Here is a 10,415-nt window from a genome sequence, read left to right as displayed (position 1 = left end):
ACGCTACGAGAAACGGGCCTACACCTACCTCGGTACCGTCACCCTCGCAGCCCTGATCATCTGGCTTCGCACATGATCCGAGAAACAGCGCCTAGAACCGCCCGCCTCGCCGTCGCCGTACGGGGGCGACCGGAACCATCTGCCTCGCCGTCGCCGTACGGGGGCGACCGGGTCCGCCTGCCTCAGCGCCGTCGTCCGCGGGCGCCCCGCCTGCCCCGCCTCCGCTGTCCGCACGCGACCAGCACGGCCGCCCCGCCGTCGCCGTTCGCCGGCGAGCGGGGCGCCCGTTCCCGCTGCCGTCGGCCGGAGGCGACCGGCGTTGGGCCGGGCCGGGGCGGGCCGGGGCGGTGAAGGGGCTCAGCCGAGCAGGGAGTCGGCGAGGCGGATCGCCGTGTCCGCGTCCCGCGGGGCGTGTTCGAGCAGGAAGCGGTACCGGAAGAGGCCGTAGAACTGGTCGACGAGCAGGCCGGGGTCCCGGCCGGCGGGCAGTTCGCCGCGCTGCCGGCCCCGTTCCAGGATCTCGTGCACGGCGGCCCGCCGGGATTCGGTGAACGTCCGCAGCAGCTCCGCCAGATGCGGGTCCCGGGCCGCCTCGCGGACGAGGGTGCGCAGGGCCGGGGCGGCCGGCGGGCGCTGGGCGGCCTCGAAGGTGGCCACCGCCGGCGCGCGCAGGTCCCCGCGCAGGGTGCCGGTGTCCGGCGCGGGCACGTCCTGCGCGGCCTGGTCGGTGAGCGCCCGCCCTTGGCGACCAGCTTCTTCAGCGCCTCGGCGGACTCGGGGTCCAGGCCCGGGCCGTCCAGGCTCATCAGCGCCAGCTCCACGCCGGGCTGCTGCCTGGCGCCGACGGTGACCCAGCGCATGTCGCCCATGGCGAGATCGCTGCGCACCTCGAAGCCCAGTTCCTCGGTGAAGAAGGCCTCCGGTCACCGTAGGCAGGGCCGGGGGCGGCGCGCTTCTTCGATCTTGCGGTGTCGAAACCGCCGGCCCAGAGCATGGCGTAGCAGCCGGGGATGAGGGCGGCGCCGCGGCCCACGTGCCTGGTGCGGTACTCGCTCGGGGTGAGGCCGGTCCGGGTCTTGAAGCGGGCGGAGAAGGTGCCGAGGCTGCTGAACCCGACCAGGGTGCAGATCTCGGTCACCGTGAGGTTGGCGCTGCGGAGCATCTCCTCGGCCCGCTCGATCCGGCGGTGGGTCAGACACCGGCCGGGCGTCTCGCCGTACGCCTCCTTGCTCAGGCGCGCAGGAAGCGATACCGCGAGCACCCGGCGTGGGCCGCCACCACGTCGAGGTCGAGCTCCGGGTCGGCCCAGTCCCGGTCCATGGCGTCCTTGGCCAGACGCAGACGGCGGATTCTGTCCATGGGCCGATGGTGGCACCGGGGTCCGACGTCGGGCCGGTGGTGGCATGGGGATTCGGCATCGGGCCGGTCGTGGCACGGGGTCCGACATCGGGCGGGAGGTGGCACGGGGGCCCGGCGGCACAGGCCGAAGGCCCCGGGGCGGACACCCGCCGGGGCCTTCGGATGCGGGACGGGTCAGACGGCTTCGGCCACGGCCGCGGGCGCCGCCTCCGCGCCGTCGGTGGAGGGCTTCTGCGGGCCGCCCTTCAGCGGCACCTCCTTGACGAACAGCGCCGCGACCAGCACCAGCACCGAGATCGCCGCACCGAGCACGAACGCGGAGTGCGTGCCCGACGAGACGGCGTGCTGGTAGGCCTCCCGGGCCGCGGCCGGGAGCTTCTTCAGGCTCTCCGCGTCCAGCTGGGCCGACTTCGCGGTGAGGTTCTGTCCCGCCGTGCCGGCCCGCTCGGCCATGACGTCCTGGACCCGGTGGTTGAACAGCGCGCCCATGATGGCCACACCGAAGGAGGAGCCGAGGGTACGGAACAGGGTGGTGGACGAGGACGCCACACCCATGTCCTTCATCTGCACGCTGTTCTGCGCGACCAGCATGGTGACCTGCATCAGGCAGCCCATGCCGGCGCCGAGCACGGCCATGTAGAGGCCGGAGGTCAGCCGGGTCGTGTCCGTGTCCATCAGAGACAGCAGGTACAGCCCGACGATCATCAGCGCTCCGCCCGCGATCGGGAAGAGCTTGTACCGGCCGCTGCCGGTGGTGATCCGTCCGGCGATCATCGAGGTCACGAGCATCGCGCCGAGCATCGGCAGGAGCAGCAGACCGGAGTTGGTCGCGGAGGCGCCCTGCACCGCCTGCTGGTACAGCGGCAGGAACAGCGTGGCGCCGAACATCACGAAGCCGGTGATGAAGCCGATGACCGACATCAGGGTGAAGTTGCGGCTCCTGAAGATGTGCAGCGGCAGGACCGGCTCGGCGGCCCGGGTCTGCCAGAACACGAATCCGATCAGCGAGGCCACGCCGATGCCGATCAGCTCCATGATCCGCGCGGAGGTCCAGGCGTACTCGGTGCCGCCCCAGGTGGTGACCAGGACGATCGCGGTGATGCCGACGGTCAGCAGGATGACACCGAGATAGTCGATGCCCGCCTTGGCCCGCTTCTTCGGCAGGTGCAGCACGGCGGTGACCAGCGCGAGGGCGAACACGCCGAGCGGCAGGTTGATGTAGAAGGCCCAGCGCCAGCCCCAGTTGTCGGTGATGGTGCCGCCGACCAGCGGGCCGCCGATCATGGCGAGCGCCATCACACCGGCCATCAGGCCCTGGTACTTGCCGCGCTCCCGCGGCGGGATGAGGTCGCCGATGATCGCCATGACGCCGACCATCAGGCCGCCGGCGCCGAGACCCTGCACGGCGCGGAACCCGATCAGCTGGCCCATGTCCTGGGCCATGCCGCTCAGCGCCGAACCGATCAGGAAGATCACGATCGAGCTGAGGAAGGCGCCCTTGCGCCCGAACATGTCACCGAGCTTGCCCCAGATCGGGGTGGAGGCCGCGGTGGCCAGGGTGTAGCCGGTGACGACCCAGGAGAGGTGCTCCAGGCCGCCCAGTTCGCCGACGATCGTCGGCATGGCCGTACCCACGATCATGTTGTCCAGCATCGCGAGCATCATCGCGATCATGAGTGCGAGCAGCACCACTCGCACGCTCCTGGGCCGTTTGCCCTGTGCGTCCTGTTCGACAGTGTCCGCCATCGTCTTTCCATTCCCCCTTGCGGCCGTTACTTACTTGCCGCCCGGCTAGTACTCACTACACTGGGAAGGTAGCCCCGTTACTAGCCGGGCGTCAAGTAAGTTTCCGCGGAAGCGCGAGGAGTACGAGGATGGGCGTCACCATGGACGGCACCAAGCAGCAGCGCCGCGGCAACACCCGCCAGCGCATCCAGGACGTGGCGCTCGAACTCTTCGCGGAGCAGGGCTACGAGAAGACCTCCCTGCGGGAGATCGCCGCGCGTCTCGACGTCACCAAAGCGGCCCTGTACTACCACTTCAAGACGAAGGAAGAGATCATCGTCAGCCTCTTCGAGGACCTGACGAAGCCGATCGAGGACCTGATCGAGTGGGGCAGGCGCCAGCCGCACACGCTGGAGACCAAGCAGGAGATCGTCCGCCGTTACAGCGAGGCGCTCTCGGGCGCGGAGCCGCTCTTCCGGTTCATGCAGGAGAACCAGGCGACGGTACGGGAACTGCGCATCGGCGACACCTTCAAGGACCGGATGCGCGGCCTGCGGGACATCCTCATCGACCCCGAGGCGCAGCTCGTGGACCAGGTGCGCTCGGTGAGCGCGATGTTCACGCTGCACGCCGGCATGTTCGTGATGCAGGACCTGGAAGGCGACCCCGAGAAGAAGCGCGAAGCCGTTCTCGAGGTCGCCCTGGACCTGGTCAAGCAGGCGCACGAGCACGCCCGCGAGAGGGATTAGGGTCCTTCGTCCGGATCAGGCCGAGACCGGCCCGGTCCGGACGGGAAGCCCTGGGTCAGACCGTCACGCCCTTGGCGCGCAGGAACGAGACCGGGTCGACGGCGGAGCCGTAGTTCGGGGTGGTGCGGATCTCGAAGTGCAGGTGCGGACCGGTGGAGTTGCCGGTGGAGCCGGACAGGGCGATGTGCTGGCCGGTGCCCACGATCTGACCGATCCGGACGTCGATCCGGGACAGGTGCGCGTACTGCGAGTAGGTGCCGTTGCCGTGCTTGATGACGACGGCGTTGCCGTACGCCGGGCCGTCACCGGCGCCGTTCGGGCCGGCCTTGACGACGGTGCCGCCGTGCGCGGCGACGACCTCGGTGCCGGTCGGCACGGCGAAGTCCTGGCCGCTGTGCTTGGCGACCCAGTGGCTGCCGGCCTGCATGAAGCTGGCGGAGAGCGTGTACTTCTTCACCGGGTCGACCCAGGAGGCGGCGGACGCGGTGGCGGCGCTCGCGACCCCGGTCCCCAGCACGGCCGTGGCGCCGATACCGGCAGCCAGGACGGCCACGCGGTTGCGCTGCGAGGACGTACGAGTGGTGCGGGACGTGAAGCGTCGGATCATCGTGACCTCGTGAACTCGGGAGACAGGTCGCCACCCGGCGCACAGTCGTTCGTCCGGAGCGGCCATCCCTTGGTAACCGAGCACCACATCAAGCCCAAAACGGCCCAACTACGGCATCAGGTAGTAGCCGACCGCGAAACGAATCGCGTTCTTGACAGTCGCGCGGCGCGCTCACCCCGCCGCTGACGACGTCATTCCCTGTCGGGACCCCCTGGAGTGGTGGTCCGCTTTTCGCCCGATTTGCCCACCCGACTGATCCCACTATCTAAGGTAGTAACGGACATTTCGCCTGTGCCCCTTATCACCGGCTGCCCAAACCGAGAGCCACAGAAATGTGATGCAGGCCTCTAGGCACCTACCGTCCGGTAACCCTACGGTTCCTTTCGCGCCACTCTCCCCAAAGATCATGCCCCTGACATTCATGCGTACGGACATGACGTACGGACATGACGTACGGACGTGAGAGGACCCCCACGATGACCACACGCCCCTGGGCGCGCCGTATCTCCGTGACCGCCGTATCCGTGGCCGCCCTGGCCGCGCTGGCCGGCCCGGTCCAGGCGGCGGAGGCGACGGACGGCACGGCTGCCACGGCGACCGCGAGCACGTCCGCGAAGACCGACTACGCCACCTGGCAGAAGGACTGCCGGGCGGTCATGGACCAGGCCCTGCCGTACCTGAAGAGCCGCATCGCCGCCGCCGGGCCCGGTGAGAAGCAGGCGATCGTCTTCGACATCGACAACACCACGCTGGAGACCGACTTCGGCTTCAGCTACCCGCAGCCGGCCAACAAGCCCGTCCTGGACGTCGCCCGCTACGCCCAGGACCACGGCGTCTCCCTCTTCTTCGTCACCGCCCGCCCCGGCATCCTGTACTGGCCCACCGAGTACAACCTCGAACACGACGGCTACGAGATCTCCGGCCTCCGCGTCCGCGGCCTGTTCGACCTCTTCAAGGACGTCGCCGCCTACAAGACCGCCCAGCGCGTCGACATCGAGAACCACGGCTACACGATCATCGCGAACATCGGCAACAGCGCCACCGACCTGTCGGGCGGCCACGCCGAGAAGACGTACAAACTCCCCGACTACGACGGCCAGTTGTCGTAACACGGGGCCAGGTCCCCGGGCTACGCTCCATCCGTGCCCCAGCCGTTGTACGACCACGGGGGTGGCGGACGGAGCCGACGGCGATCGGCGGGGCGCCGGCGTCCGGACTGATCGTCTCGCTGCTGAAGAGACTGTTCCCGGCGGACGGCCCCGGGGCCGTGCCGGCCACCCGGACCGTGCGGCTCGGGGAGATCGGCCGGACGGAGACGGACCGCGACCGGGCGCAGAGCATCGTCGCGGAGATCCTCCCGGCCGTGCCGACGGCGTCGGTACTCGGGGACGCTGCGGCCGTCCTGGACCATTTCCTGGTCCGCACGGGCCTGTTGCTCAGCCCCGCCCCGGACACCCTGCACCTGGTCCACCGCACCTTCCCTGTCGGGAGCACGCGACGGAACTCGACCCGCCGGTACGCCGGCACACCGAGGACCTGGCCCGCGCCCTGCGGCCGCCCCGCACGGCGGAGGAGGCCAGGGAGCCGGCCGAGGCCGGCCCCTATGCCTTGTGAGAAGGACCCGGCCCGGTGAGAAGAACGGAAAGGGGCCGGTGCCCCAAGGCACCGGCCCCTTTCCGTTCGGTCGATCAGCGGACGCCTACGCGTCCTTGCTCAGGTTCGGTCCGGCACCGCCGGCCGCCTGCTCGATCGGCGGGACGTCGGGCAGAGCCGACTTCTCCTCACCCCGGAAGGTGAAGGTGGCGGCGTCGCCCTCGCCCTCGGTGTCCACGACCACGATGTGACCGGGACGCAGCTCGCCGAAGAGGATCTTCTCCGAGAGCGTGTCCTCGATCTCGCGCTGGATCGTGCGGCGCAGCGGACGCGCGCCCAGCACCGGGTCGTAGCCCTTCTTGGCCAGCAGCTCCTTGGCGGACTGGGAGAGCTCGATGCCCATGTCCCGGTCCTTCAGGCGCTCGTCCACCTTGCCGACCATCAGGTCGACGATCCGCAGGATGTCCGCCTGCGTCAGCTGCGGGAAGACGACCACGTCGTCGACGCGGTTGAGGAACTCGGGCCGGAAGTGCTGCTTCAGCTCGTCCGAGACCTTGTTCTTCATGCGCTCGTAGTTGGTCTTCGTGTCACCCGCGGCGGCGAAGCCGAGGTTGAAGCCCTTGGAGATGTCCCGGGTGCCGAGGTTGGTCGTCATGATGATGACCGTGTTCTTGAAGTCCACGACCCGGCCCTGGGAGTCGGTCAGGCGACCGTCCTCCAGGATCTGCAGCAGCGAGTTGAAGATGTCCGGGTGGGCCTTCTCGACCTCGTCGAAGAGGACGACGGAGAACGGCTTGCGGCGGACCTTCTCGGTCAGCTGGCCGCCCTCTTCGTAGCCCACGTACCCGGGGGGCGAACCGAAGAGACGGGACACCGTGTGCTTCTCGCTGAACTCCGACATGTCGAGGGAGATCAGCGCGTCCTCGTCACCGAAGAGGAACTCGGCGAGCGCCTTGGACAGCTCGGTCTTACCGACACCGGACGGGCCGGCGAAGATGAACGAACCGCCCGGACGCTTCGGGTCCTTCAGGCCGGCGCGCGTACGGCGGATCGCCTTCGACAGCGCCTTGACGGCGTCGTTCTGGCCGATGACCCGCTTGTGCAGCTCATCCTCCATGCGGAGCAGACGGCTGGACTCCTCCTCGGTCAGCTTGAAGACCGGGATGCCGGTGGCCGTGGCGAGGACCTCGGCGATCAGCTCGCCGTCGACCTCGGCGACGACGTCCATGTCGCCGGCCTTCCACTCCTTCTCCCGCTTGGCCTTGGCGGCCAGGAGCTGCTTCTCCTTGTCGCGCAGGGAGGCGGCCTTCTCGAAGTCCTGCGAGTCGATCGCGGACTCCTTGTCCCGGCGGACGGCGGCGATCTTCTCGTCGAACTCGCGCAGATCCGGCGGCGCGGTCATCCGGCGGATGCGCATCCGGGAACCGGCCTCGTCGATCAGGTCGATCGCCTTGTCCGGCAGGAAGCGGTCGGAGATGTAGCGGTCGGCCAGGGTGGCGGCCTGGACCAAGGCCTCGTCCGTGATGGAGACGCGGTGGTGCGCCTCGTACCGGTCGCGCAGACCCTTGAGGATCTCGATCGTGTGCGGCAGGGACGGCTCGGCGACCTGGATGGGCTGGAAGCGGCGCTCCAGGGCCGCGTCCTTCTCCAGGTGCTTGCGGTACTCGTCCAGCGTGGTCGCACCGATGGTCTGCAGCTCACCGCGGGCCAGCATCGGCTTCAGGATGGAGGCCGCGTCGATGGCGCCCTCGGCGGCACCCGCACCGACCAGCGTGTGCAGCTCGTCGATGAACAGGATGATGTCGCCGCGGGTGCGGATCTCCTTGAGCACCTTCTTCAGGCGCTCCTCGAAGTCACCGCGGTAGCGGGAGCCTGCGACCAGGGCGCCGAGGTCCAGCGTGTAGAGGTGCTTGTCCTTGAGCGTCTCGGGCACCTCGCCCTTGACGATGGCCTGGGCGAGGCCCTCGACGACGGCGGTCTTGCCGACGCCGGGCTCACCGATCAGCACCGGGTTGTTCTTGGTACGGCGGGACAGCACCTGCATGACCCGCTCGATCTCCTTCTCGCGCCCGATGACCGGGTCGAGCTTGGACTCACGAGCGGCCTGGGTGAGGTTCCGGCCGAACTGGTCAAGGACGAGGGAGGTCGAGGGGGTGCCCTCGGCCGGGCCGCCGGCGGTGGCGGTCTCCTTGCCCTGGTAACCGGAGAGCAACTGGATGACCTGCTGCCGCACCCGGTTGAGGTCTGCGCCCAGCTTGACCAGGACCTGGGCGGCCACGCCCTCGCCCTCACGGATCAGGCCGAGCAGGATGTGCTCCGTGCCGATGTAGTTGTGGCCCAGCTGAAGAGCCTCGCGGAGCGACAGCTCCAGGACCTTCTTGGCACGGGGAGTGAAGGGGATGTGCCCGGACGGGGCCTGCTGGCCCTGGCCGATGATCTCCTCCACCTGCTGGCGGACCGCCTCAAGCGAAATGCCGAGGCTCTCCAGGGCCTTAGCGGCGACACCTTCGCCCTCGTGGATGAGACCCAGGAGGATGTGCTCGGTGCCGATGTAGTTGTGGTTGAGCATCCGGGCTTCTTCCTGAGCCAGGACGACAACCCGCCGCGCGCGGTCGGTGAACCTCTCGAACATCGTTAATCGCTCCTCAGAGCGGTCAGGCAGTGGGGGGAACTTCCCCTCCCTGTCCTTCCGCAGCTTAGTCCCGCAAGCGGGGACCGCTCATTCCAACTGCCGACACCGTCGATGGCCTCCTGACCCCGAACGCCGACATCTGCTCCAACCCGATGGTGCGAGACGATGTTCCCGCAGGCCAGGCAGTTACCCCAGTCGCCAGTACGCCGATGGCGAACGTGAGACGCCCCGTCCTGCGTGTCGCCCCCTCCCACTAGGCATGTCTTACCCGCGGGCACTGACACTCCATGCGGCGCGCACCGGCTCACTCCGCTATGGGCGAACAACCTTGCGCCTCCCCGGGCTCCCGCGCGCCCCCATTTCCGGCACTCTGCGCAGGCGACAGGGCACCCAGCGTAACCTGAACGCCGCTTCGACGGTTGCACTTGGCATGGTTGGCTCAGTCCCCATGACCTCCACGGTCCCCCTTCCCCGCCGGCCCCCCGACCCGGATGCACCGGGCGCCGCCGATCCCACCGCCGGCGCTCTCCCCGCCGGTGGACACGCCGCCGCTCTCCTGGCCGCCCCGGAAGCCCGGGCCCGGCACTGGTACGAGAACGATCTGGGCTGGCCGACAGTGCCCGGACGGCCGCTCCGGCTGCTCACGGGGGTGCGGTTCGACGTGCTGGACGTGCCGGCCGAGGCGGGCGCGCAAGCGCTCCGGCATCTCGCACCGGACTCTCCCGTCATCCTTCGGGGTGACCGGATGGAGGTGCTGGTGGCCCCGGGCAGCGCGGAGGAGCTGCCCGGACTGCTGGACTGGCTGGAGTGGGGAGCGGTGTCCCTGGACCTGCGGGCCCTGGGGCCGGGCGGCACGCTGGAGGCGCCGCCGCCACCCGCGGGGACGACCGCCCTACGGCCTGAATCCCCGCGACCTGAATCGCCGCGTCCCGACTCCCTGCGACCCGCATCACTGCGTCCCGCACCACTACGACCCGAAGGCCCGGGGCCTGCATGCGCACGGCCTGATCCCGTGCGGGCCGGCTCGCCACGCGCCAGTTCCGCGCGGGCCGGATCCGCGGAGGCCGGATCCGCGCGGGCCGTATCGGTTCAGGGGGCCGTGGCCGCTGTGTGGCTGCGGCCCCCCGGGCCGGGAGACGAGATCGGGAACTCGCTGCCGGCCATGCCCTCGATGCCCGCCATGACGGCCGGGCCGGGCGTGGGGCGCGAAGGGAGCGCCCCCGATCTCGTACGACTGGTGGACACGGTGGCAGCGCAGTGCCACCGGGTCCGGCTGCGGCGCACCCGCGCCGGGCATCCCGCCGGTCGGCGGAATCAGCCGTTGGCCTTCTCGTAGGCCTCGCGAATCGACGCGGGAACACGGCCGCGGTCATTGACCTCGTAACCGTTCTCCTTCGCCCAGGCGCGGATCGCCGCGGTGTCCTGGTTGCCGCCGGCAGCGGCACGCGCCTTTCCACGCCCGCCCGAGGCACGGCCGCCGGTACGACGCCCGCCCTTGACATAGGGATCAAGAAGGCTGCGCAGCTTGTCCGCATTGGCAGTCGTGAGGTCGATCTCGTACGTCTTGCCGTCGACCGCGAACGTCACGGTCTCGTCCGCCTCGCCGCCGTCGAGGTCGTCGACAAGAAGGACCTGAACCTTCTGTGCCACCGCATTTCCTTTCATCGATAACGTTGAGGACCAGGGGTGTGCGGCGTCCGCCGTTTCGCCGCCCCTGTTATATGCAGTACTGCAGTACGTCGGAAAGCAA

At 69.5% G+C, this 10,415-nt stretch carries 8 protein-coding genes and 2 pseudogenes; 3 read left to right on the top strand and 7 right to left on the bottom strand.

The window, feature by feature from the left end; all coding sequences use genetic code 11:
- Positions 1–357: 357 nt before the first annotated feature.
- The 4 genes and pseudogenes from FHS34_RS43185 to FHS34_RS40225 form a co-directional block, all read right to left on the bottom strand.
- Complete coding sequence (locus FHS34_RS43185) at positions 358–708, bottom strand: TetR-like C-terminal domain-containing protein (RefSeq protein WP_225817923.1); 351 nt, start codon at positions 706–708, stop codon at positions 358–360.
- 29 nt (positions 709–737) lie between these two features.
- Positions 738–920 (bottom strand): annotated as a pseudogene (locus FHS34_RS43180) (VOC family protein); the annotation flags it as partial.
- Between the two features lie 2 nt (positions 921–922).
- Positions 923–1,359, bottom strand: a pseudogene (locus tag FHS34_RS40230) (helix-turn-helix transcriptional regulator); the annotation flags it as partial.
- 174 nt (positions 1,360–1,533) lie between these two features.
- Positions 1,534–3,105: an MDR family MFS transporter gene (locus FHS34_RS40225; protein WP_184975396.1), complete on the bottom strand. Its 1,572-nt coding sequence runs from the start codon at positions 3,103–3,105 to the stop codon at positions 1,534–1,536.
- 128 nt (positions 3,106–3,233) lie between these two features.
- Between FHS34_RS40225 and FHS34_RS40220 the strand changes: the two genes are divergently transcribed.
- Positions 3,234–3,833 carry a TetR/AcrR family transcriptional regulator gene (locus FHS34_RS40220; protein WP_184975393.1) on the top strand — a complete coding sequence of 200 codons (600 nt, stop codon included), beginning with the start codon at positions 3,234–3,236 and terminating at the stop codon, positions 3,831–3,833.
- A 55-nt stretch (positions 3,834–3,888) separates the two neighbouring features.
- Here FHS34_RS40220 and FHS34_RS40215 read toward each other — a convergent pair whose 3' ends face one another.
- Positions 3,889–4,440, bottom strand: a complete 552-nt coding sequence (locus FHS34_RS40215; RefSeq protein WP_184975390.1) for a M23 family metallopeptidase — start codon at positions 4,438–4,440, stop codon at positions 3,889–3,891.
- 476 nt (positions 4,441–4,916) lie between these two features.
- On the opposite strand from FHS34_RS40215, the gene FHS34_RS40210 reads away from it, so the two are divergent.
- The gene (locus FHS34_RS40210) at positions 4,917–5,549 is read left to right on the top strand and encodes an HAD family acid phosphatase (protein WP_184975387.1); all 633 of its coding nucleotides are present in this window, start codon (positions 4,917–4,919) and stop codon (positions 5,547–5,549) included.
- 590 nt (positions 5,550–6,139) lie between these two features.
- On the opposite strand, the gene FHS34_RS40205 is transcribed toward FHS34_RS40210, so the two are convergent.
- Positions 6,140–8,665: an ATP-dependent Clp protease ATP-binding subunit gene (locus FHS34_RS40205; protein ID WP_184975384.1), complete on the bottom strand. Its 2,526-nt coding sequence runs from the start codon at positions 8,663–8,665 to the stop codon at positions 6,140–6,142.
- Positions 8,666–9,113: 448 nt separating this feature from the next.
- Here FHS34_RS40205 and FHS34_RS42115 point away from each other — a divergent pair, with 448 nt between their 5' ends.
- Complete coding sequence (locus FHS34_RS42115) at positions 9,114–10,001, top strand: SCO3374 family protein (protein ID WP_225817925.1); 888 nt, start codon at positions 9,114–9,116, stop codon at positions 9,999–10,001.
- On the opposite strand, the gene FHS34_RS40200 is transcribed toward FHS34_RS42115, so the two are convergent.
- Positions 9,980–10,315 carry a histone-like nucleoid-structuring protein Lsr2 gene (locus tag FHS34_RS40200; protein ID WP_184975382.1) on the bottom strand — a complete coding sequence of 112 codons (336 nt, stop codon included), beginning with the start codon at positions 10,313–10,315 and terminating at the stop codon, positions 9,980–9,982. The genes FHS34_RS42115 and FHS34_RS40200 overlap by 22 nt on opposite strands.
- Between the last annotated feature and the right edge of the window lie 100 nt (positions 10,316–10,415).

This window comes from Streptomyces echinatus (assembly GCF_014203595.1).
Classification (GTDB): domain Bacteria; phylum Actinomycetota; class Actinomycetes; order Streptomycetales; family Streptomycetaceae; genus Streptomyces; species Streptomyces echinatus.
This window is presented reverse-complemented; position numbering and strand designations above follow the sequence as displayed.